Annotated in this window: 19 protein-coding genes and 1 pseudogene; 12 read left to right on the forward strand and 8 right to left on the reverse strand. The window is 68.3% G+C overall.

Annotated features, from left to right (window positions below):
* Nucleotides 1–53: 53 nt before the first annotated feature.
* The gene (locus ACW7G2_RS11895) at nt 54–176 is read right to left on the reverse strand and encodes a hypothetical protein (RefSeq protein ID WP_456976027.1); all 123 of its coding nucleotides are present in this window, start codon (nt 174–176) and stop codon (nt 54–56) included.
* A 39-nt stretch (nt 177–215) separates the two neighbouring features.
* On the opposite strand from ACW7G2_RS11895, the gene rpsT reads away from it, so the two are divergent.
* Nucleotides 216–488, forward strand: coding sequence for a 30S ribosomal protein S20 (gene rpsT / locus ACW7G2_RS11900; protein ID WP_456976029.1), 273 nt, complete (start codon nt 216–218; stop codon nt 486–488).
* Between the two features lie 103 nt (nt 489–591).
* On the opposite strand, the gene cgtA is transcribed toward rpsT, so the two are convergent.
* The 3 genes from cgtA to rplU all read right to left on the reverse strand — a co-directional run bounded on the left by cgtA (nt 592) and on the right by rplU (nt 2,414).
* Nucleotides 592–1,635: an Obg family GTPase CgtA gene (cgtA, locus tag ACW7G2_RS11905; protein WP_456976031.1), complete on the reverse strand. Its 1,044-nt coding sequence runs from the start codon at nt 1,633–1,635 to the stop codon at nt 592–594.
* A 182-nt stretch (nt 1,636–1,817) separates the two neighbouring features.
* A complete protein-coding gene (gene rpmA, locus ACW7G2_RS11910; protein WP_456976033.1) occupies nt 1,818–2,078 on the reverse strand; it encodes a 50S ribosomal protein L27 in 261 nt (86 codons plus the stop codon).
* A gap of 12 nt (nt 2,079–2,090) precedes the next feature.
* On the reverse strand, nt 2,091–2,414 hold the full coding sequence (rplU, locus tag ACW7G2_RS11915; RefSeq protein ID WP_456976035.1) for a 50S ribosomal protein L21: 324 nt from the start codon (nt 2,412–2,414) through the stop codon (nt 2,091–2,093).
* 274 nt (nt 2,415–2,688) lie between these two features.
* Here rplU and uvrA point away from each other — a divergent pair, with 274 nt between their 5' ends.
* Genes uvrA through ACW7G2_RS11930 form a run of 3 tightly spaced genes read left to right on the forward strand, consistent with a single transcriptional unit; the run spans nt 2,689 to nt 6,894 of the window.
* The gene (uvrA, locus tag ACW7G2_RS11920; RefSeq protein WP_456976037.1) at nt 2,689–5,631 is read left to right on the forward strand and encodes an excinuclease ABC subunit UvrA; all 2,943 of its coding nucleotides are present in this window, start codon (nt 2,689–2,691) and stop codon (nt 5,629–5,631) included.
* A 7-nt stretch (nt 5,632–5,638) separates the two neighbouring features.
* On the forward strand, nt 5,639–6,079 hold the full coding sequence (locus ACW7G2_RS11925) for an acyl-CoA thioesterase (RefSeq protein ID WP_456976040.1): 441 nt from the start codon (nt 5,639–5,641) through the stop codon (nt 6,077–6,079).
* A 50-nt stretch (nt 6,080–6,129) separates the two neighbouring features.
* Nucleotides 6,130–6,894, forward strand: a complete 765-nt coding sequence (locus tag ACW7G2_RS11930) for an enoyl-CoA hydratase/isomerase family protein (protein WP_456976042.1) — start codon at nt 6,130–6,132, stop codon at nt 6,892–6,894.
* A 34-nt stretch (nt 6,895–6,928) separates the two neighbouring features.
* Here the strand turns inward: ACW7G2_RS11930 and ACW7G2_RS11935 are convergent, their stop codons facing one another.
* From ACW7G2_RS11935 to ACW7G2_RS11945, 3 genes and pseudogenes are all read right to left on the reverse strand, one after another.
* On the reverse strand, nt 6,929–7,786 hold the full coding sequence (locus tag ACW7G2_RS11935) for a sulfurtransferase (RefSeq protein WP_456976044.1): 858 nt from the start codon (nt 7,784–7,786) through the stop codon (nt 6,929–6,931).
* Nucleotides 7,783–8,609, reverse strand: a pseudogene (locus ACW7G2_RS11940) (NUDIX hydrolase). The gene ACW7G2_RS11935 and the pseudogene ACW7G2_RS11940 overlap by 4 nt, the downstream one beginning before the upstream one ends.
* Nucleotides 8,610–8,746: 137 nt before the next feature.
* Complete coding sequence (locus ACW7G2_RS11945; RefSeq protein WP_456976046.1) at nt 8,747–9,448, reverse strand: FKBP-type peptidyl-prolyl cis-trans isomerase N-terminal domain-containing protein; 702 nt, start codon at nt 9,446–9,448, stop codon at nt 8,747–8,749.
* A gap of 196 nt (nt 9,449–9,644) precedes the next feature.
* On the opposite strand from ACW7G2_RS11945, the gene ACW7G2_RS11950 reads away from it, so the two are divergent.
* Genes ACW7G2_RS11950 through nth form a run of 3 tightly spaced genes read left to right on the forward strand, consistent with a single transcriptional unit; the run spans nt 9,645 to nt 11,448 of the window.
* Nucleotides 9,645–10,427, forward strand: coding sequence for an enoyl-CoA hydratase/isomerase family protein (locus ACW7G2_RS11950; protein ID WP_456976048.1), 783 nt, complete (start codon nt 9,645–9,647; stop codon nt 10,425–10,427).
* A complete protein-coding gene (locus tag ACW7G2_RS11955; RefSeq protein ID WP_456976050.1) occupies nt 10,424–10,762 on the forward strand; it encodes a hypothetical protein in 339 nt (112 codons plus the stop codon). Before ACW7G2_RS11950 ends, ACW7G2_RS11955 begins: the two co-directional genes overlap by 4 nt.
* A 41-nt stretch (nt 10,763–10,803) precedes the next feature.
* Entirely contained in the window at nt 10,804–11,448 is a 645-nt protein-coding gene (gene nth / locus ACW7G2_RS11960) for an endonuclease III (RefSeq protein ID WP_456976052.1), read from the forward strand.
* Nucleotides 11,449–11,481: 33 nt separating this feature from the next.
* Here the strand turns inward: nth and ACW7G2_RS11965 are convergent, their stop codons facing one another.
* The gene (locus ACW7G2_RS11965) at nt 11,482–12,330 is read right to left on the reverse strand and encodes a 2OG-Fe(II) oxygenase (protein ID WP_456976054.1); all 849 of its coding nucleotides are present in this window, start codon (nt 12,328–12,330) and stop codon (nt 11,482–11,484) included.
* A gap of 301 nt (nt 12,331–12,631) precedes the next feature.
* Here ACW7G2_RS11965 and ACW7G2_RS11970 point away from each other — a divergent pair, with 301 nt between their 5' ends.
* The 5 genes from ACW7G2_RS11970 (at nt 12,632) to ACW7G2_RS11990 (ending at nt 21,393) form a co-directional block, all read left to right on the forward strand.
* Nucleotides 12,632–14,095, forward strand: a complete 1,464-nt coding sequence (locus ACW7G2_RS11970; protein WP_456976056.1) for a hypothetical protein — start codon at nt 12,632–12,634, stop codon at nt 14,093–14,095.
* An 88-nt stretch (nt 14,096–14,183) separates the two neighbouring features.
* Nucleotides 14,184–16,814 (forward strand): TonB-dependent receptor domain-containing protein, encoded by a 2,631-nt coding sequence (locus ACW7G2_RS11975; RefSeq protein WP_456976058.1) that lies wholly within the window; start codon nt 14,184–14,186, stop codon nt 16,812–16,814.
* Nucleotides 16,815–16,958: 144 nt separating this feature from the next.
* Nucleotides 16,959–17,786, forward strand: coding sequence for a PDZ domain-containing protein (locus tag ACW7G2_RS11980; RefSeq protein ID WP_456976060.1), 828 nt, complete (start codon nt 16,959–16,961; stop codon nt 17,784–17,786).
* On the forward strand, nt 17,783–19,921 hold the full coding sequence (gene gspD, locus ACW7G2_RS11985; protein ID WP_456976062.1) for a type II secretion system secretin GspD: 2,139 nt from the start codon (nt 17,783–17,785) through the stop codon (nt 19,919–19,921). Before ACW7G2_RS11980 ends, gspD begins: the two co-directional genes overlap by 4 nt.
* The gene (locus tag ACW7G2_RS11990) at nt 19,918–21,393 is read left to right on the forward strand and encodes a GspE/PulE family protein (protein ID WP_456976064.1); all 1,476 of its coding nucleotides are present in this window, start codon (nt 19,918–19,920) and stop codon (nt 21,391–21,393) included. Before gspD ends, ACW7G2_RS11990 begins: the two co-directional genes overlap by 4 nt.
* Nucleotide 21,394: the final 1 nt, after the last annotated feature.

Below are 21,394 nucleotides of genomic sequence, written 5' to 3' on the forward strand. Positions count from 1 at the left end.
GCCTGCACCCCTGGATTGGCGGGCCGGCGCGGCCGGTGCCGGGTCGGGCACGCTCATGCCAGCACCCTGCCCTGACGGGCGGTGTTGACCCAAGCCACTGAATCCTCCATAATTTCCTGCTCGCTTGTCTTTTCAATCGGGTCGTCAATCACGGCCCCGCCTTCGGGCTGCGTCATTGGACGCGCCTGACCACCCAAAGTTTCCAGGATTCCACCGTGGCCAACATCAAATCTTCCAAGAAGCGCGCCAAGCAGGCCGTCGGGCGCAACCAGCGCAACGGCAGCCAGCGCTCGCAGCTCCGCACCGCCGTGAAGAAGGTGATCAAGGCGCTTGACGCCAATGACGCCGCGGCCGCGCAGGAGGCGTTCAAGTCCGCCCAGCCGCTGCTCGACCGCTTCGGCGCTCGCGGCCTGATCCACCGTAACAAGGCTGCCCGTCACAAGAGCCGCCTGAGCGCCCGCATCAAAGCGCTGCAGAGCGCCGCTTGAGGCAAAGCGCACCGCATGACTGAAAAGCCCGGCTCCGGCCGGGCTTTTTCGTGTGCGCCATTCTTGACTACGACACTCCTGGCCGCTGTTGGCGGCGGGCGTCTCAGCCCGCATCCTGCGCCTCAATCCGCGCCTGCTCATCAAGCCGGTCGAGCTCGGTCTGGATCTTGAGCATCACCTCGCGGGTGCCCTCGTGGGCCAGTCCGGACACCAGGAACCAGGGCTGATCCCAGCCGAGCCCGGCAATCACCCGGGTCGCCTCGGCCTGGGCGTCCGCCGGATCCATCAGGTCGGCCTTGTTGATCAGCAGCCAGCGCGGCTTGTCCAGCAGCCCGGCGTCGAACTTCTCCAGTTCGCGCTCAATCGCCCTCACCTGATCGACCGGATCGCCACCGTCCAGCGGCTGGATCTCCACCAGGTGCAACAGCAGCCGGGTGCGCTGGATATGACGTAGGAACAGCGCGCCCAGTCCGGCACCATCGGCGGCACCCTCGATCAGGCCCGGGATGTCGGCCACTACGAAGCTGCGGTGCGGCTCCACGCTGACCACGCCGAGGTTTGGATACAGGGTGGTGAAGGGATAGTCCGCCACCTTGGGCGTGGCCGCGGAAACGGCGCGGACCAGGGTGCTCTTGCCGGCATTGGGGAAGCCCAGCAGGCCGACATCGGCCAGCAGCTTCAGCTCCAGCCTCAGCACGCGCTCTTCGCCCGGATCGCCGAGTGTCGACCGGCGCGGCGCACGGTTGATGGAGCTTTTGAAATGGATGTTGCCCAGCCCGCCCTTGCCGCCGCGGGCCACCAGCAGGCGCTCGGCATCCGCGGTCATGTCGCCGATCACCTCGTCGGTATCCACGTTGGTGACCACGGTGCCCACCGGCACGGTGATGACGAGATCGTCGCCACCCTTGCCGTACTTCTGCTGGCCCATGCCGCCTTCGCCCTTGCGCGCATGGAAGCGCGTCTGGTGGCGGAAGTCGACCAGGGTGTTGAGGCTTTCATCGGCCACCAGCCACACGCTGCCACCGGCGCCTCCATCACCGCCATCCGGCCCGCCCTTGGGAATGTACTTCTCGCGCCGGAAGCTCACGCAGCCGTTGCCACCCTTTCCGGCGGCTACGGTGATTTCAACTTCGTCGACGAGTTTCATTGGCTGGGTTCGTGGTTGCTGATGGAAGTGGTGGAAAAAGCATGGGTGATGCCTGAACGAGTTTAACTGCTAGTTGCCGCCGGAACCTCACCCGCCAACAGGCCGCCCGGCAAACAAAACCCGGGGAAAAGAAAAGCCCCGCGAGGTGCGGGGCTTTCGCTTGCACGGTTTGCGCAGAGCCCTCAGGCGTCCGCGATCACGCTCACCGTGCGGCGCTTCTTGGCGCCCTTGGTCGTGAACTCCACCTTGCCGTCGACCAGCGCGAACAGGGTGTGGTCACGGCCCAGGCCGACGCCGCTGCCCGGATGGAACCGGGTGCCGCGCTGGCGGACGATGATGTTACCGGCCTCGATGGCCTGGCCACCGTACATCTTCACGCCGAGGAATTTCGGGTTGGAGTCGCGGCCGTTGCGCGAGGAACCTACGCCTTTTTTCTGTGCCATGCCTGCTTCTCCTTACTTGCCGTCGCCGGAAGGACTGATTCCGGTGATCTCGATTTCGGTGTAGTACTGGCGATGTCCCTTCCGCTTCATGCTGTGCTTGCGGCGGCGGAACTTGATGATCCTGATCTTTTCTCCACGACCGTGGGACACGACCTTGGCGGTGACGGCTGCGCCGTTCAGCACATCGCCAACCTTGATGCCATCGCTGTCGCCCAGCATCAGGATGTTGTCGAAGGTGATCTCATTGCCCTCTTCGACCTCGAGCTTTTCTACGCGGAGCGTTTCGCCCTGCGCCACGCGGTACTGCTTACCGCCGGTGACCATGACTGCGTACATGTGGAGCCTCTCGTGATGTTCGATTCTGTAGTTATTATTTGATCTGCCCAGCCTCTTGCGGGCGGACAGAAGCGGAATTGTAGGGGATGCGGTGATTTCGGGTCAACAACGGGCCCATTCGCCGCAACCCGCGGACAGCTCCCCGTCAGGCTGCCCGCGGGGGTGGGCATTACGCCGTTTGCCCCCATATCCATGGCTCGGTAGGCTGATTGATTGCCTTTCGACCCTCCCCCACCCGCCCGGCCACCCGCCGGGACAACTCCGGACTTCCCCGATGGCGTTGGACTACATCCGCATCCGCGGTGCCCGCACCCACAATCTGAAGAACGTCGACATCGAGCTGCCGCGCGACAAGCTGATCGTGATCACCGGCCTGTCCGGCTCCGGCAAATCGTCGCTGGCTTTCGACACCATCTACGCCGAAGGCCAGCGCCGCTACGTCGAGTCGCTGTCAGCGTATGCGCGTCAGTTCCTTAGTGTCATGGAAAAGCCGGACATCGACCATATCGAGGGCCTGAGCCCGGCGATCTCGATCGAGCAGAAGTCCACTTCGCACAACCCGCGCTCCACCGTGGGCACGATCACCGAGATCTATGACTACCTGCGCCTGCTCTACGCGCGGGTGGGCCTGCCGCGCTGCCCCGACCACCATTATCCACTGGAGGCGCAGACCGTCAGCCAGATGGTTGACCAGGTCATGGCGCTGGGCGACACCGACGGCGGCGCGGAGCGGCGCTGGATGCTGCTCGCCCCGGTGGTGCGCGGACGCAAGGGCGAACACGCCCAGGTGTTCGAACAGCTGCGCGCGCAGGGTTACGTCCGCGTGCGGGTGGACGGTGTGGTGTACGAGATCGATGCAGTGCCGACGCTGGCACTGCGCCAGAAGCACACCATCGAGGCGGTGATCGACCGCTTCCGGGTGCGCGAGGACATCCCGCAGCGCCTGGCCGAATCGTTCGAGACCGCGCTGCGGCTGGGCGACGGCATGGCCGAGGTGCGCCCGCTGGACGACGACGGCGCCGAGCCGATGCTGTTCTCCTCCCGCTACAGCTGCCCGGTCTGCGACTACGCCCTGCCGGAGCTGGAACCCAGGCTGTTCTCGTTCAACTCGCCCGTGGGCGCCTGCCCCGGCTGCGACGGCCTGGGCATAAGCGAATTCTTTGATCCGGACCGGGTAGTGGTGCATCCGGAGCTGGGCCTGGCAGCCGGCGCGGTGCGCGGCTGGGACCGGCGCAACCACTACTACTTCCAGCTCATCGCCTCGCTGGCCAGGCACTACGGCTTCAGCGTGGACACGCCCTGGAACGAGCTCACTGAAGAAGCCCGGCAGGCGGTGTTGCACGGCAGCGGTGAGGAAAAAATCAGCTTCACCTACATCACCGAGGGCGGCAGCCGCAGCCAGCGCAGCCACCGTTTCGAGGGGATCCTGCCCAACCTGGAGCGCCGCTACCGCGAGACCGAGTCGGCGGCCGTGCGGGAAGAGCTGGCCAAATACATCAGCGAGCGCGCCTGCCCCACCTGTGAAGGCGCGCGCCTGAACCGCTCGGCCCGCAACGTGCTGGTGGCCGAGCGTCCGCTGTCGGACCTGGTGGTGCTGCCGATCGGCGATGCGCTGGCGTTCTTCAGCGAACTGCGCCTGCCCGGCTGGCGCGGCGAAGTGGCCGACAAGATCCTCAAGGAAATTCGCGAGCGGCTGAACTTCCTGGTCGACGTGGGCCTGGATTACCTGAGCCTGGAGCGCAAGGCGGACACCCTGTCCGGCGGCGAGGCCCAGCGGATCCGCCTGGCATCGCAGATCGGCGCCGGGCTGGTGGGGGTGATGTACGTGCTCGACGAGCCTTCCATCGGTCTGCACCAGCGCGACAACGCGCGCCTACTCGACACCCTGGTACGGCTGCGCGACCTTGGCAACACGGTGATCGTGGTGGAGCACGATGAGGACGCCATCCGCCAGGCCGACCACATCGTCGACATCGGCCCCGGGGCCGGCGTGCACGGCGGCGAGGTGGTGGCCCAGGGCAGCTTCGAGGACATCCTGGCCGAACCGCGCTCGCTGACCGGGCAATACCTGTCCGGCGCGCGCAGCATCCAGATCCCCGCGCGACGCCACAAGGCCAACCCGAAGATGCAGCTGCACCTGCGCGGCGCGACCGGCAACAACCTCAAGGGCGTGGACCTGGCTATCGCTTCGGGGCTGTTCACCGCCATCACCGGCGTGTCGGGCTCGGGCAAATCGACCCTGATCAACGACACCCTGTACAAGCTGGCCGCCAACGAGATCAACGGCGCATCGCACAAGCCCTCGTCCTACCGGGAGGTCGAGAACCTGGACCTGTTCGACAAGGTCGTGGACATCGACCAGTCGCCGATCGGCCGCACGCCGCGCTCCAACCCGGCCACCTATACCGGCCTGTTCACCCCGCTGCGCGAGCTGTTCGCGCAGGTGCCGGAGGCGCGCGCGCGCGGCTACTCGCCGGGGAGGTTCTCGTTCAACGTGCGCGGCGGCCGCTGCGAAGCCTGCCAGGGCGACGGCCTGATCAAGGTGGAGATGCACTTCCTGCCCGACGTGTACGTGCCCTGCGACGTGTGCGAAGGCAAGCGCTACAACCGCGAGACCCTCGACATTCTCTACAAGGGCCACAGCATCCACGACGTGCTGAACCTGACGATCGAGGCCGCGCTGGAGCTGTTCACCCCGGTGCCGGCGATCGCGCGCAGGCTGGAAACCCTGATGGACGTGGGCTTGGGCTATATCCGCCTGGGCCAGCCGGCGACCACGCTTTCCGGCGGCGAGGCGCAGCGGGTGAAGCTGTCCAAAGAGCTCTCGCGCCGCGATACCGGCCGCACCCTGTACATCCTCGATGAACCCACCACGGGCCTGCACTTCCACGACATCGAGCACCTGCTGGCGGTGCTGCACAAGCTGCGCGACGACGGCAACACGGTGGTGGTGATCGAACACAACCTGGACGTGATCAAGACCGCCGACCGGGTGATCGACCTGGGCCCGGAAGGCGGCCATCGCGGCGGCATGATCATCGCCCAGGGCACCCCGGAGGAAGTGGCCGCGGTGCCGGAATCGTATACCGGCCAGTTCCTGGCGAAGATGCTGGGCGACGCGGCGCCTGGCACGGCTCCCGCCGCCAAACCGGACCCCAAGCGCTTCGCGCGGCCGGTGTCGAAGAAACGCGCTGCCAGCAAGCGCGCCAGCAGCTGAGGACCGCATGAGCAACGTTCCCCCGAACCATCCCGGCGCCCGGGCCCCGCTGTTCCAGATGCCGCTGAGCGTGCGCTGGCGCGACCTGGACGCTTTCAACCACGTCAACAACTCCAACTTCCTCACTTACCTGGAAGAAGCCCGGATCCGCTGGTTCGAGTCCCTGGACGAGGAGTGGGTGACCGAAACCACCGCGCCGCTGCTGGCCGCGGTGCAGATCAACTACCGCACGCCGATCCCGTACCCGTCCGAGCCGCTGGTGCAGCTGTACTGCGAGCGACTGGGCAATACCAGCGTCACCATCGGCCATCGTATTGTCAGCGCGGACGGCGCCACGCTGTATGCGGACGGCCATGTAGTGATGGTGTGGGTGGAACGCGCCTCCGGCCGTCCCACCCCGCTTCCCGGTGCCGTGCGACGCGCTGCCGCGGGACCCGGCGGAGCGTGAATCCTCCGCGCGGTGGATAATCCGCGGCCTACCCGCAAAGAGGCATCCGCATGAGCGAGCTGGTCCAGACCATTTCCCACGGCCGCGTCCACGAGCTGCGGCTGGCCCGGCCGCCGGTCAACGCCATCAACCCGGCACTGTGCCAGGCCCTGCGCGAGGCCATGGACGCGGCGATCGGCAACGGCGCCGAAGGTCTGGTGCTCTCCGGCGGCCCGAAGGTGTTTTCCGCCGGACTGGATGTTCCGCTGTTGCTGTCGATCCAGGACGACGGCCCTGCGCTCCATGAGGCCTGGAACGACTTCTTCGATGCCGCCCGTGCGCTCGCCTCCTGCCCGGTGCCGGTCGCGGCGGCCATCGCCGGCCATGCCCCGGCCGGCGGCTGCGTGCTGGCCCTGTGCTGCGACTGGCGGGTAATGGCGCAAGGCCCGTTCGCCATCGGCCTGAATGAAACCCAGGTGGGGATCGCCATTCCGCCGGGCATCATGCACCTGATGCAGCGCACGGTGGGCGCGCGCCAGGCCGAAGCCCTGCTGCTGGCCGGTGCGATGGTGGAATCCACGCGCGCGTTCGAGATCGGCCTGGTCGACGAGCTGGCGGAAATGGACAACGTGCTGGCACGCGCCGTTGAACGCATCGAGCTGCTGCTCAGCCTGCCGCGCGAACCGATGCTGGCCACCCGCAAGCTTCTGCGCGCCGACCTGGTCGAAGCTGTGGCGCCGCAAAGCATGCAGCTGGAACAGTGCCTGGAATCCTGGCGCTCACCCGACACTCAGCAGGCGCTGCGGGCGATGGTGGCACGGATCGGAAAAGGCTGAGATCGGTCCGCTCGGGCCGCTACAAGTCGGCCCGCTACGGACCAACGGCCACCGGACGGCTGCCCGCTTCGATCCACCCGCTCCACGAGCCGGTGTACAGCCGGGCGCCGGGCAGGCCCGCATGGGCCATGGCCAGCAGGTGGTGGCAGGCGGTGACGCCGGAACCGCACATCACCGCAACCTGTTCGGCTTCGCGCCCGTCCATGAGTGCCAGGAAATCCTCGCGTAGCTGGCCCGGCTCGCGCAGGTGCCCGTCCGCCCCCATGTTTTCAGTGAAGGGTCGATTGGTGGCCCCGGGCACGTGCCCGCCCACCCGGTCGATGGGCTCGATCTCGCCGCGGAAGCGTTCCGCGGCACGCGCATCCAGCAACAATCCACCGGCCTCCAGATGCGCCTGCACCTGGTCCGCGCCCAGCAGCTGCGATGGATCGAATTCGGCCACATAGCGCGCCGGGGCGGGATTACGCAGCGCCGTTTCCACCGGCAGGCCCAATCCGCGCCAGCGCGCCCAGCCACCGTCAAGCACCGCCACCCGCGCATGACCCAGCGCGCGCAGCAGGAACCACAGCCGCGCCGCGAACGCACCGTCGCCGCCGTCATAGGCCACCACCTGGTGATGCGTGGTGATGCCCCAGGCGCCCAGCCGCGCGCACAGCTGCGAGGCCGGTGGCCACGGATGGCGCCCCGCTCCCCGGCCGGGAGCGGCAGGAGCAGACAGATCGCGGTCCATATGGGCGTGGACCGCTCCGGGCACGTGGCCCCGGGCGAACTCGGTGACGCCATGCTCCGGATCGGCCAATGAATGGCGGCAGTCGACCACCACAATGTCCTCGTCGTCCAGCACGCTGGCAAGGACTTCCGCCTGTACCAGGGTGGTCCATTGGAGATTCATGCGCCTTCCTCCTTCGCCACGCGCGACAGCCGCTCGCGCAGGTTGTAAATGATAGACGCGGTCACCCCCCAGATGCGGTGTGGCGCCTGGCCGGGCCCGTGGCGGAACTCCAGCAGCGGGCGCCGACGCCCGGCGTATTCAACCTCGAGCCGGCGCAGATTGCCCGGAGCAAGCAGGAATCCGAGTTCGACCTCGAACACCTCGGCTACCTCGCCCGGATCCGGAACCGGCACGAAGGCGGCATCAATGGTGGCCACGGCAGGCATCACCCGGTAGCCGCTGATGGTGACGACCGGATCCAGCCAGCCCAGCGGCCGCGCCTGGCCGGGATGCAGGCCGATTTCCTCGCGCGCCTCGCGCAGCGCCGCAGCCAATGCATCGCGATCAGCCGGTTCGATGCCGCCACCGGGAAAACTGACCTGGCCAGGGTGATGCCTGAGCATTTCGGTGCGCCTGGTCAGCACCACCCGGGGCCCATCCTCGCGCAGCACCAGTCCGACCAGCACCGCCGCCTCGCGGTGGACATGGCCAGGGGGCAGAAAATCCGCCACTTCGTCGCTGTTCCAGGCCTCGCTGGCTGGGGGCGACTGCAGCGGGTGCAGTGCCCGTGCCAGGGCCGGCAGCGACGGATACGGGGTCACGTTCGCCGTGCTTCCCTTTCCGGAAGCACCGTTTCCATCAGATAAAGGCGTTCGTCATCGCCCAGCTGGCTCCACAGGGCGATTTCAGTGGCCGTGCGGTGACAGCCCAGGCAGCTGCCCGCTTCATCAAGCGTGCATACGCCGATACAGGGGCTGAGGACAGCGCGGAATGGAACGTTCATGAGCTCGCACGACACAGGCGGCGCGCGGGCGCCGCAATGAAAAACGCCGTGCCGGCTTGCACCGGCACGGCTGTTTGCCTATCGGGCCGCATCCGTTCGCGCGAAGCACGCGCGGACGGCGGCGGCCGCAGCATGGATCAGTTGACGCTGACCAGCTGCACTTCGAACACCACGACCTGGTTCGGGCCGATCGGGGACTGCGGGGTATCACCGTAAGCCAGGCTCGACGGCATCACCACTTCCCAGCGCGATCCGGCCTGCATCATGCCAATGGCTTCACGCAGGCCCGCCAGCGGAATTTCGCTCACGCGGGCATCGATCGGGCCGCTTTCGCCATCCGGCCGCGGGGCGGTGGTGTCGATGAAGGTCGGTCCTTCCGGCAGGCTGGCCTTGTAGTGCACCTGCACCTGGCTGTCGGCCGCAGGCGTGGCGCCGCTGCCGTTCTCGATCACCCGGTACTGCAGGCCGCTGGGCAGCACCTGCACGCCGGACTGGCTGCGATGCTGGGCCAGGAAGGCGTCGCTCTTGGTCTTGTTCTCAGCCGCGGCCTGGTTGAAAGCCTCCTGGGCCCGGGTCATCTGCCGCTGCTGCATGTTCTCCACGGCGGTACGCAGCTGCTCGACGGAGACCGTGGGATCGCGGCGTGCGTAGCCATCGCGCAGCGCCTGGATGACGGTGTCGACATTGATCTGCTCGCCACTCTCCACCAGGTTCCGGCCCAGGTCGTAACCCAGCGCGTAGCTGAGCTGGCCCTGTTCGGTAGAGGTGTCCTGGGCCGAGGCGGTGCCAGCGGCAAGGGTCAGGGCCGCAACGGTGACGGCCAGAAAGCGCAACTTCATGCAGTGGTTCTCCAGAGTTTCCGGTGTTTCAGGGATGGGATCCAGCCCGCGCTGGCGGCGGACCACCTGCGGTCGAACGCGCTAGGATAGCGGCCCGGGTACTTAACTGTCACTGAGGACAGCGACTGGGACTTGCAAAATGTCTGCAAAGTTCCGTTGTCCTCGGGCGCTTAACAATTTCCAAACCAAGGTGCTCATGAGCCATTCACCATTGCAGATCGAGGACCACGAGGGCATCCGCGTGGTTACCGTCAACCGACCCGACAGACTCAACGCGCTGAACGCGGCCACCCTGGACGCACTCCACGACGCGTTCGAAGACGTCGCCAACGATCCCGATATCCGCGTTGCCGTGCTGACGGGCGCGGGTCCCAAGGCGTTCGTGGCCGGGGCCGATATCGCCGAAATGTCCCAACTGACCCCGACCCAGGCGCGGGATTTCTCCCAGCGCGGCCAGCGCACCATGCGCCGGATCGAAACCCTGCCCAAGCCGGTGATCGCCATGATCAACGGCTTCGCCCTGGGCGGCGGCCTGGAACTGGCCATGGCCTGCCATCTACGGGTGGCAGCAGACACGGCAAAGATGGGCCAGCCGGAGATCAACCTCGGCCTGGTACCCGGCTTTGGCGGCACCCAGCGCCTGCTGCGCCTGGCTGGACGCGCCGCCACGCTGGAGCTGTGCCTGGTCGGCGCCCCGGTGGATGCGGCGCGCGCATTGCAGCTGGGCGTCGTCAACCGGGTGCTGCCGGCCGCGGAGCTGGAAGACGGCACCATGGCCCTGGCCCGGCAGCTGGCCAAGGCCGCACCGCTGGCCCTGCGCGGCATCCTGGACTGCGTAAACACCGGTGGGGAATGCGGGATCACCGAAGGGCTGGAATTCGAAACCGCCCAGTTCGGCCTGGTGTTCTCCACCGATGACATGCGCGAAGGCACCCGCGCATTCCTGGAAAAGCGCAAGCCGGAGTTCAGCGGCAAGTGAGCAGCGAAGCGCAGGCCCGGCGACTGCTGGACCTGCTTGACCACGACGAACTGGACGCGGCCATTGATGCCGGCCTGGCCAACTTCGAGGCTGCGGACTGCGCCCTGCCGCCCGCGGACCAGGAGCGGCTGCAGGCTGCACGCGAGCGGCGGCTGCAGGCCTGGGCCGCACGTGCGCGCCACCAGGCCCGCAACGCACGGCTGGCCCGGCGTGCCGAGACCCTGCGCCAGCGCCGGGCAGCTGCGGCACCGTCCATCAACAGGCCCGGACTGCCAGCGACGGCGGCCGCCGCACTGGAGCGGGCACGCCAGCGTGCGCGGGGCACCGGCAATTGAGTACGGTGGTGGACGCGCCGCGCCGACGCCGCGGCCGACAGATGACACGCGCCGAAATCGGGGAAATGTTCGCGCGCCTGCGTGAGCTCAATCCGAATCCCGAGACCGAACTGGAATATTCCACGCCGTTCGAGCTTCTGATCGCGGTCCTGCTGTCCGCCCAGGCCACCGACGTGGGCGTCAACAAGGCCACCCGGCGCCTGTATCCGGTCGCCAACACGCCGCAGGCCATGCTGGATTTGGGCGAGGAGGAGGTGCGGCGCCACATCGCCACCATCGGCCTGTTCAACACCAAGGCCAAAAACGTGATGGCCACCTGCCGGATCCTGGTGGAACGGCACGGCGGCGAGGTGCCGCGCGATCGCGCCGCGCTGGAAGCCCTGCCGGGCGTCGGCCGCAAGACCGCCAACGTGGTGCTCAACACCGCCTTCGGCGAGCCGACCATGGCGGTGGACACCCATATCTTCCGCGTCTCCAACCGCACCGGCCTGGCCCCCGGCAAGGACGTGCGCGCGGTCGAGGATGCACTGCTGAAGCGGGTGCCGGCCGAGTATCTGCTGGACGCGCACCACTGGCTGATCCTGCACGGCCGCTACGTGTGCAAGGCGCGCAAGCCCGACTGTCCGGTCTGCGTGATCCGCGACCTGTGCCGCTATCCCGACAAGACCCCCGGCGAGCCGGCCTGACCCGTCACGACTGCTGCGGGAGGGATGCGCGGGTTACTTGTGGGCCCGCTCCCGCAGCCATTTGGTTGCCACCCACTTTTCACCCTCAAGCACCGGCGCTCCCGCGTGCAGGGTGCCGGTCATCGGGTGCGGCCGGTCGTAGCTGAAGAACACCGCGTTGCCCTTGACCGCGCCGGCTTCGAAGCGCGCATCGGGGAAGGTGGTCGCGCCGCCGCGGGCAGGCGTATTGAGATACATCACCACCGACGCCACGCGCTGGCCGCCACGAGCCAGGATGCCGCCTACGCCGGGCCGGTCGGGATCGAAATAGTCGTAGTGCGGCCTGTATTCCGCGCCGACGCCATAGCGCAGCACCTGCATGGCCTCGCCGTTTTCCACCGGCCATTCGAGCAGCGCGGCGATCCGGGCCTCGATCCGCGCGACCAGGGCATTCTCGTCGCGGCGCAGGAACATGCCCTGGCTGGTGCGCGCCACGTGCACCTCGTCGGCGCCGGTATCCAGGTTCACCGTCGACGAGCGCGCGAGCCGATCACGCGAGAGGTCAACCAGCGCGTCGCACTCCTGATCCGATAGCAAACCGCCGAACACGATCAGCTGCGGGTGCACCAGGTGTGCCAGCACCTGCACCTGCCGATCACCGGCGTGCACAACCGATGCCCCGTTCCACGACAGCGGTGCGGGCACCGGGACTGGAACCGGAAGCTCACTGTCACGGGCGTGATCCTCAAGGTGCCGGCGCAGCACCGCCTCGACGGCGTCGATTGCGACCTGTTCCTGCCAGCCGCGGGCCAGCATCGGCGCTACCACCGCCTCGGGTGGATGGCCGGCGCGCACCTGGCCCAGGATCCAGGCCTCGAGTTCAGGATCGATCTGCTGTCCCACGCGGTTCCCCTGCACAGTTCGTCGCCGGTCCGGCACGACGGCCCCGCGAGGCTATCGGCCGTCAATGACGGCGGCATGACATCACGGGAACGGGCTCACGGCCGGAGCGGGCGCGCTGTCAAGAGCCGGGCGATGTCATCCCCGCGTCCCGAAATTGTCATCGGCCACCGCTAAAACAGCGCTGTCTTTTGCTCCGCCGGGGAAGGCGGAGGCACGAACGCTGGCTGTCAGCGCCGCCCCTCCCGTACCACCACGTCCCTTCATCCAACCGCCTTACCGAATGATCTCGGAGAGATTCACGATGGCTGCGAACAATTACCGGACCCTGATGATGACCTTTGGCGCGGCGCTCGCCCTGAGTGCCTGCGGCAACGGCGCCGATCGCGTTGCATCCCCTGGCGAAGGCGCGTTTCCTCCGCCCCCGCCCACCGCCCCGCCACCGCCGGCCCCGCCGCCGCCGAGCCAGCCCCCGCCGAGCGGTGGCCCGGCCGATGACTGCCCGACCGGCTTTTCCAACGTCGGCACCGTGGCCGACGGCTCGCTGCGGGCCTGCCGCCTGCCGCAGCTGATCACCGGCAACCTGGTGGTGCCCAAGCGCGACGGCACGGTGTACGCCATCTCCGGCGCGGTGCAGGTGGGCCAGGACCAGGGCGGCGATGCCGCCAACCCCAACCCGGTGCCGCGCGGCTCGCTCACCATCGAGCCCGGTGTGACCGTATACGCGTCATCCGGCAACGACTACCTGATCGTCAACCGCGGCTCGGAAATCCATGCCGAGGGCACCGCGGACGAGCCGGTGATCTTCACCGCCCGCGCGGATGTGGAAGGCGAGACCACCGCCGACACCATCGGCCTGTGGGGCGGCCTGATCCTGGCCGGCCGCGCGCCGATCAACGCCTGCCCGGGCGACACCGTGTCGGGCACGCCGCAGTGCCAGAGCCAGGTCGAGGGCACCAATGCCTTCTACGGCGGCAACGCACCCAACGACAGCAGCGGCCGCATCCGCTACGTGCAGGTCAAGTACTCGGGCTTCGAGATTTCGCCCAACAACGAGCTGCAGGGCATCACCGCCGCCGGCGCCGGCGCCGGCACCGTGCTCGAGTACTTCCACATCCACAACAGCTCCGACGACGGCATCGAAATCTTCGGCGGCACCATGAACGCCCGCTACCTGGTGGTGACCGGCGCCGACGACGATTCGATCGACACCGACACCGGCTGGGACGGCGGCATCCAGTTCGGCATCGTGATCCAGCGTGCCGGCGGCGGCGACCGCATGAACGAGTGGAGCAGCATCAACCGCACCCCGTACTCGCAGCCGCGCGTGGCCAACATCACATACATCGGCCGTCCCGGCGGCGGCGCCGCGATCCACCTCAACCAGGGCACCCAGGCCTCGTTCTACAACACCGTGGTGACCCGCCCGGCGGGTGGCAGCGGCTCGGGTGAGCGCTGCCTGGAGATCCGTGACGCCAACACCGCCGGCACCTTCCACTCGGTGCACTTCTCATGCCCGGTGGCGTTCGAGGACCAGCGCGCGCAGGACGCCTTCGAAGCCGGCAGCAACAACGTGGTCGGCACCTCCAGTCTGGTGAACGGCTTCATCAACGGCCCGGAGGAAAGCGCGGTACCGGCCTACCAGAACCTGAGCGCGGAACACGCGTTCTTTGAGGACGTGGGTTACATCGGCGGCGTGCGCGACGCCAACGACACCTGGTGGCAGGGCTGGACCTGCGGATTGACGGCCGATTCCCCGGGCTGCTGACCGGAAACGACCGACACGGCACGGGGCGGCGGCAACGCCGCCCCGTTGCAATCACCACCAGGACCGTCCCGTTCGCAGAGGCCAACCAATGAACCGCATTTCCAACCGAAACCGGCTGGTCCGGCGCCATCTTCCGCTGGCGATTTCCGCGCTGCTCGCTCCATGCGCGGCACTGGCCGGCGACCCGGCCGCAGATACGCTGCCGTCGGCCACCCAGCTCGATGCCGTGCAGGTGCGCGGCGAATACATTCCCGAACCGATGCTGATGACCTCCGAGGTGGCCTCGTTCGTCACCCGCGAGGACTTCGAGCGCACCGGCGACAGCGACGCCGCCGCCGCACTGGCCCGCGTCACCGGCCTGAGCCTGGTGCGCGGCAAGTTCGTGTACGTGCGCGGCCTGGGCGAGCGCTATTCCTCGGCGCTGTTCAACGGCTCGCCGCTGCCCAGCCCCGAGCCGCTGCAAAGGGTGGTGCCGCTGGACCTGTTCCCGAGCGAAGTGCTCGAGAGCGTCACCGTGCAGAAGACCTACTCCGCCCGCTATCCCGGCGAGTTCGGCGGCGGCGTGATCGACCTGCAGTCGCTGGCGGTGCCGGAGCAGCCGTTCTTCAACCTGTCCATCGGGACCGGCGGCAACAGCGTCACCACCTTCGAGAAGGGTCTGACCCATTTCGGCTCGGACGATGATTTCTGGGGCTACGACGACGGCACCCGCAAGGTCCCACGCGAGCTTGCCGACGCCATGGCGACCGGTCGCCGCGTGGACCTGGGCGAGTTCGGCCGCGAGGACATCCGCCGCATCGGCCGCAGCCTGCAGAATGCCAACATCCGCGTGCTGCAGGAAAAGGACAGCATCGACCCGGACCTGAGCTTCGGCGGCAGCGCCGGCTGGTCGATGGACATGGGCAACGACGCCCGCCTGGGCTTCATTGCGGTGGGCGGCTTCGACAACGAGTGGCGCACCCGCTTCGGCGTCCAGCAGGATCCGGTGTTCATCGATGACGTGGTCCAGTACAACTCCAGCTACGATTTCCTCTCCACCACCAACAACGCCAAGGTCAACGTGCTGCTGGGCGCAGGTTGGGAGAGTCCGCGCCACCGGGTGGCGCTGACCTCGCTGTACGTGCACGACACGCTCAAGGAAACCCGCAGCCGCGCCGGCCACGACAACCTCGCCGGCTTCGACGCCCGTGACGATTACACCGAGTGGTTCGAACGCGAGTTGATCAACAACCAGGTCAGCGGCAGCCACAGCTTCGGCGAGTTCGACGACCTGAAGATCGAATGGCGCGGAGCGGTGGCCCGGGCCACCCGCGACGCCCCCTACGAGACCGGCATCCGCTACGAGAACATCGACGGTTACTGGTCGCATGACGGGTCGCGGGTGCAGAACTACCTGCGCTTCAGCAATGTCAAAGACGAAGTCGCCAGCGGCGGCGTCGACGTGACCTGGCGCCTGCCGGTCGAACGCGACATCACCCTGACCGGCGGCTTTGCGTACTCGGACAACGACCGCAACGCCGAAAACCGCGAGTTCCGCTTCCTGGCGCTGGATGGCCCGTTGCCGCACTACAACCGCTTTCAGCGGCCGGACTACCTGTTCTCCGACTACAACCTGAGCAACGATCTGCTGCGCCTGCGCGAGGTCACCGGCAACTCCGGCGACGCCGCCTACGACGCCACGCTCAAGGTCAAGGCCGGGTACCTGCAGACCGAGGCGGAGATCAACCCGTTCGTGCGCGCCACCGTGGGCGTGCGCTACGAGGACGCGACCCAGGCAGTGCATACCTACAACATCTTCACCGGCGAGCGGCAGGGCGGCGTGGAGCCACTGCGCAACAGCTACGTGCTACCGGCGGCGACGGTGACCTGGAACTTTTCGGACAACCAGCAGATCCGCTTCGGCGCATCCAAGACCATTGCCCGGCCGCAGTTCCGCGAGCTGTCGCCGCTGCAGTACCTGGACCCGGACATCGACCGCACTTTCTATGGCAACCCGTACCTCGTCGACAGCGAGCTGGTGAACCTGGACGCCCGCTACGAGTGGTTCTTCGGCTCCGGCGAATACGTCACCCTGGGCGCGTTCTACAAGGACATCGACCGCCCGATCGAAAGCAACGTCAACGACGCCCCGGGCGGCGGCATCCTGCAGAGCTTCCTCAACGCGCCGTCGGCCACGCTGTTCGGGTTCGAGGCGGAAGTGAAGAAGTACGTCGACCTGCCCATCCAGGCCAACTGGTGGGGCGACAAGCGCCTGTACCTGGCGGCCAACTACACCTGGTCGGACTCGGAAGTCGAGGTCAAGGATGGCGATACCGTGCATCCGTACGGCTTCTCCACTTCGCAGGACGCCACCCTGTTCGTGCGCGACGGCAGCCAGTTGCAGGGCCAGTCCAGCCATATCGGCAACCTGCAGCTGGGCATCGAGAGCGAGACCTCGGGGACCCAGGCCACCCTGATCGCCAATTACGTGGGTGAGCGGGTCAGCGCCCGCGGCCGTCCCGGCCAGCCCGACTACATGGAAAACCCGGGCACCTCGCTGGATCTCGTGCTTCGCCAGAAGTTCAACCTGGGCGGCCACGCGATGAGCCTGGGCTTGAGCGCCCGCAACATCCTGGAAGCCGATTTCCGCGAGTACCAGCAGGCCGGCGGCAACAAGGTGGACGTGTACCGGTACGAGCCGGGCGTGTCCTACACCCTGAGTCTGTCAGCGTCGTTCTGACCGGCTGCTGCGCCCAACCACCCGGCGATCCTGGCCGGGTGGATGGGTGTCCCGGGGCAAATATGGCAGTTGACGCGGAACTGTCATTGACCGGTCGCATCCTGTGCGGACTCCTGGAACCTGGCCGCGCCACCGCGGACGCCCGTGCCCCGATTCCCCGCGTCATTGCAGTCGTTGGCTCAAGCTGATCGCAGCGCCCTGCTGCGATCAGCCGTTGAAGTTGTCCTGGTGCTGCTGCTTGCCGCCCAGGCCGCGCGCCTGATCTGGCTGCTGGTCACTCCGTCGGGGCCGGTGGGCGACTGGCCTGCGAGCGATGCAGGACTCACCGTCGGGCCGGTCCCTGCCCTTGCGCTCGCCTTCGACCCTTTCCATCCCGGTTCGGGCAGCGGCCCGTCAGCGGCCAATACCAGCGGCTATCGCCTGCACGCGGTGCGCGTTGCCGGCGCCTCCGGCTCGGCAATCCTGTCGACCGCCAGCGGCGGCGACCAGGCCGCCTTCCAGGTTGGCGATGAAATCACCCCGGGCGTGACATTGGCGAGTGTCGGGGCGGGCCACGCCGTGTTGCATACCGGCAGCGGTGACCAGCGGCTGGAACTGGAGTCGGCTGCATCCACCCTGCCTTCCCGGGCCGCGCCGGCCACCGGCAACCTGCCCTCGGCGGCGCCTCCAGCCGCAAACCGGGAAAGCGTCGCAGTCGACCCGGCGGCGCTGCTTGCCCAGGCCGGCCTGCGTGCCCGCACCGAAGGCGGCCGGATCACCGGCTACACCCTGATCCCCCGCGGCGGCGGCGAGCTGCTGCGCCAGGCCGGCCTGCAGGCCGGCGACGTGCTGGTGGCCGTTGATGGCAACCAGCTCAATCCCGAACGGCTGGCCGAGCTGGAATCCCAGCTTGCCGGCCGCGACGAGGTCCGCCTGACCGTGCAGCGCGACGGCCAGTTGCAGACCCTGACCCTGCGGACGACATCACCTTGAATCTTCGAATCGCCCCGTGGCTGCTTGCAGCCGTCTTCGCTGCGTCCGCGCCGGCAACGCTGCGTGCGCAGGAGACAACGCTGCCGGCCCCGGCGCTGAGCGTGCAGAACGCGGATATCCGAGCCTTCATCCAGGACGTGGCCCGGGCCACCGGAACCACCTTCCTGGTCGATCCGCGGGTGCAGGGCACGATCACCCTGTCCAACGAGGAGCCGCTGACCGAGCCCGAACTGCTCGGGATCCTGGTGGCCACGCTGCGCGCCAACGGTTTGATCGCGGTTCCGGCGGGCGACGGCGTGTACCGGGTGGTCCCCGACGACACCGCCGCGCAGCAGCCGGGCGCGGTGTCCGCGGGGGGCGCTGGATTCTCCACCGAGGTCTTCACCCTGCGCCATGTCGATGCGGGCTCGGCGGTGGATACCGTGCGCCCGCTGGTGGGCCGCGGCGGCGTGGTGCTGGCCACGCCCCAGGGCAACAGCCTGCTGGTGGCCGACTATGTCGACAACCTGCGCCGCCTGCGCGGGCTGATCCGGCAGATCGACCAGGACCGCTCGCGGGTGGAAGCGGTAAGCCTGCGCAACAGTTCGGCGCGCGAAATCGCCAGCGTGGTCAACGGCCTGTACGGCGGTCAGGGCCGCGGCGGCGTGCTGACGGTGCTGCCGGTGGAGAGCAGCAATGCCGTGATGCTGCGCGGCGACGCCGAGCTGGTGGACACGGTACGGCGGGTGGTCGAGGACCTGGACCGACGCGCCGAGAGCAGCGGCGACGTGCGCGTGATCCGGCTCCAGCACGCCAGCGCCGAGGACCTGCTGCCGGTGCTGCAGCAGGTCCTCGGCACCCCGGAAGACACCGCAGCGGCGTCGGCCCAGCGGGGCGGGAGCGGCATGACGCCTTCGCGCCAGCTGTCCATGCCTGCAACCGATGCCGGCACGACGGGAATGATGGATACCGCGATGGCCCTTGGCCGCGATGCCCAGGGCCACAGCGGGCCGCTGGCCGCCTCGGTGATGCTGGCGCCCGGCCGCCGCGCCACCATCGCCCGCTACCCGGGCGCCAACGCGATCATCATCAACGCCGATCCGGAGACCCAGCGCATGCTGGTCGACGTGATCACCCAACTGGACACGCGCCGCGAGCAGGTGCTGGTGGAAGCGCTGGTGGTGGAGATTTCCGACGCCGCCGCGCGCAAGCTCGGTGCCCAGCTGATGGTGGCCGGCCGCGACGGCAATATCCCTCTTGGCTACACGAACTTCCCGGGCAGCGCGCCGGGCGTGGGCGAACTGGCGGCAGGCGCAGCGGCGGCCCGCGCTGGCGACCTCGACTCGTCGGCGGTCAACAACGCGGTGCGCTCTCTGCTTGGCTACAACGGCGGCCTGATGGGCCTGGCCGGCGAGACCGGCAGCGCGGTGTTCGGGCTGATCATCGACGCGGTGAAGAGCGATACCGCCTCCAACCTGCTGTCCACGCCGTCGATCCTGACCCTGGACAACGAGGAGGCGCGGATCCTGGTTGGCCAGGAAGTGCCGATCACCACCGGCGAGGTGCTGGGCGATTCCAACAGCAACCCGTTCCGCACCATCCAGCGCCAGGACGTGGGCGTGCAGCTGGTGGTGCGGCCGCAGATCAACGCGGGCGGCGGCATCACCCTGGCCCTGCGCCAGGAGGTGTCCTCGATCGCCGGACCGGTCAGCGAGGACTTCAACGAACTGATCCTGAGCAAGCGCCAGATCGATACCCGGGTGCTGGCCGACGACGGTTCGATCGTGGTGCTGGGCGGCCTGCTGGACCAGGCCGACCGCAACACGGTCAACAAGGTGCCGGTGCTGGGCGATATCCCCGGCCTGGGTGCGCTGTTCCGCAGCACCGCGCGCGAACGCAACCAGACCAACCTGATGGTGTTCATCCGCCCCACCATCGTCCGTGACGCCGCCCAGGCACAGGCGATCACCGCGCCACGCTACGACTACATGCGGGCCCGGCAACTGGGCGGCGGCGGCACTGCCGCCGACGGCCGCGCGCTGCTGGACGCGCTGATCCAGGACTACTTCGGCACCACCGCACCGGTGATGCCACCCGCGCCCCTGCCTGCCCCGACCGCGCCCGACACATCGGCGCAGGAACAGCCGCTGCCGTGACCCCCACGGTGACGCCGCCGCTGCCCTACGCTTTCGCCCACCGCCATGGACTGGTGGTGCTGTCCCAGGGCGATCCCGTGCAGCTCGGGTTGCGCGCAGGCAGCCCGCCGGATGGCCTGGTCGAGGCGCGGCGTGCACTGGGCCGGGCGCTGGACGTCCAGGTGCTGCCGGCGCCGGAGTTCGACCGCCGCCTGTCGGAGGCCTACGCCGTCGACGGTCTGGCCGGCGCCGACGGGCTGGAACAGGCGGCCGACCTGGACGCGCTGGCGGGCGACCTGCCCGCCGCGGCGGATCTGCTCGACACCAGCGACGATGCGCCGGTGATCCGGCTGATCAACGGGCTGATCGCCGAGGCCGCGCGCAACGGCGCATCGGACGTGCACATCGAACCGTTCGAGAGCGTGCTGCGGGTCCGCTTCCGCATCGACGGCATGATGCGCGAGGCGCTCAACCTGGCACCGCGGGTGGCGCCGATGCTGGTGTCGCGGGTCAAGGTGATGGCGCGACTCGACATCGCCGAGCGTCGGCTGCCGCAGGATGGTCGGATCTCGCTGGCGATGGGCAGCAAGGCGCTGGACGTGCGCGTATCCACATTGCCCGCACGCCACGGCGAACGGGTGGTGATGCGCATCCTGGACAAGGACCAGGGCGCACGCGGGCTGGACCAGTTGGGGATGCCGCCGCCGGTACGGGCCGCATTCACCGCCGCGCTGGCCCAGCCCAACGGCATCGTGCTGGTGACCGGCCCCACCGGTTCTGGCAAGACCACCACGCTGTACGCCGGTCTGCAGCGGCTCAACGATGGCAGCCGCAACATCCTCACCGTTGAGGACCCGGTTGAATACGCCGTGGAAGGCGTCGGCCAGACCCAGGTGAACGCAAGGGTGGGCATGAGCTTTGCCGCGGGCCTGCGCGCGATCCTGCGCCAGGATCCGGACGTGGTGATGGTGGGTGAGATCCGCGATCCGGAAACCGCGCAGATCGCGGTCCAGGCCAGCTTGACCGGCCATCTGGTGCTCTCCACCGTGCATACCAACGACGCGCTGGGCGCGATCACCCGCCTGCGCGACATGGGCACCGAATCGTTCCTGCTCGCCAGCACCGTGCGCGTGGTGCTGGCACAGCGGCTGATCCGGCGGCTGTGCCAGCACTGCCGCCAGCCGCGCGTGGCCGACGCGCTGAGCGCGCGGCTGATGGGGGCCGACTACGGCGGTCCGCTATTCGCGGCCACGGGTTGCCCACACTGCCAGCACACCGGCTTTGCCGGGCGCCTGGGCGTGTACGAGGCGGTGGCCATCGATGGCCGCCTGCGCGCCTTGATCGCCGCCGGGGCCGACGAGGATGCGCTGGCGCGTGAGGCCGCGGTATCCGGCGACTGGCTGGGCGATTCGGCCCGAGCCTGCGTTGCCGCCGGTGACACCACGCCCGAGGAAGCGCTGCGCGTGGTCCGCCAGGACGGGGACCGGGCGTGAG

Source organism: Luteimonas sp. A277 (genome assembly GCF_054052045.1).

Bases quoted from the DNA above. Each gene is read 5' to 3' on its own strand.
- ACW7G2_RS11970 (WP_456976056.1), top strand. From the start codon at position 12,632: ATGGCTGCGAACAATTACCGGACCCTGATGATGACCTTTGGCGCGGCG.
- ACW7G2_RS11895 (WP_456976027.1), bottom strand. From the start codon at position 176: ATGACGCAGCCCGAAGGCGGGGCCGTGATTGACGACCCGATTGAAAAG.
- ACW7G2_RS11945 (WP_456976046.1), bottom strand. From the start codon at position 9,448: ATGAAGTTGCGCTTTCTGGCCGTCACCGTTGCGGCCCTGACCCTTGCC.
- rplU (WP_456976035.1), bottom strand. From the start codon at position 2,414: ATGTACGCAGTCATGGTCACCGGCGGTAAGCAGTACCGCGTGGCGCAG.
- ACW7G2_RS11930 (WP_456976042.1), top strand. From the start codon at position 6,130: ATGAGCGAGCTGGTCCAGACCATTTCCCACGGCCGCGTCCACGAGCTG.
- cgtA (WP_456976031.1), bottom strand. From the start codon at position 1,635: ATGAAACTCGTCGACGAAGTTGAAATCACCGTAGCCGCCGGAAAGGGT.
- ACW7G2_RS11925 (WP_456976040.1), top strand. From the start codon at position 5,639: ATGAGCAACGTTCCCCCGAACCATCCCGGCGCCCGGGCCCCGCTGTTC.
- uvrA (WP_456976037.1), top strand. From the start codon at position 2,689: ATGGCGTTGGACTACATCCGCATCCGCGGTGCCCGCACCCACAATCTG.
- nth (WP_456976052.1), top strand. From the start codon at position 10,804: ATGACACGCGCCGAAATCGGGGAAATGTTCGCGCGCCTGCGTGAGCTC.
- rpmA (WP_456976033.1), bottom strand. From the start codon at position 2,078: ATGGCACAGAAAAAAGGCGTAGGTTCCTCGCGCAACGGCCGCGACTCC.
- ACW7G2_RS11935 (WP_456976044.1), bottom strand. From the start codon at position 7,786: ATGAATCTCCAATGGACCACCCTGGTACAGGCGGAAGTCCTTGCCAGC.
- ACW7G2_RS11975 (WP_456976058.1), top strand. From the start codon at position 14,184: ATGAACCGCATTTCCAACCGAAACCGGCTGGTCCGGCGCCATCTTCCG.
- ACW7G2_RS11950 (WP_456976048.1), top strand. From the start codon at position 9,645: ATGAGCCATTCACCATTGCAGATCGAGGACCACGAGGGCATCCGCGTG.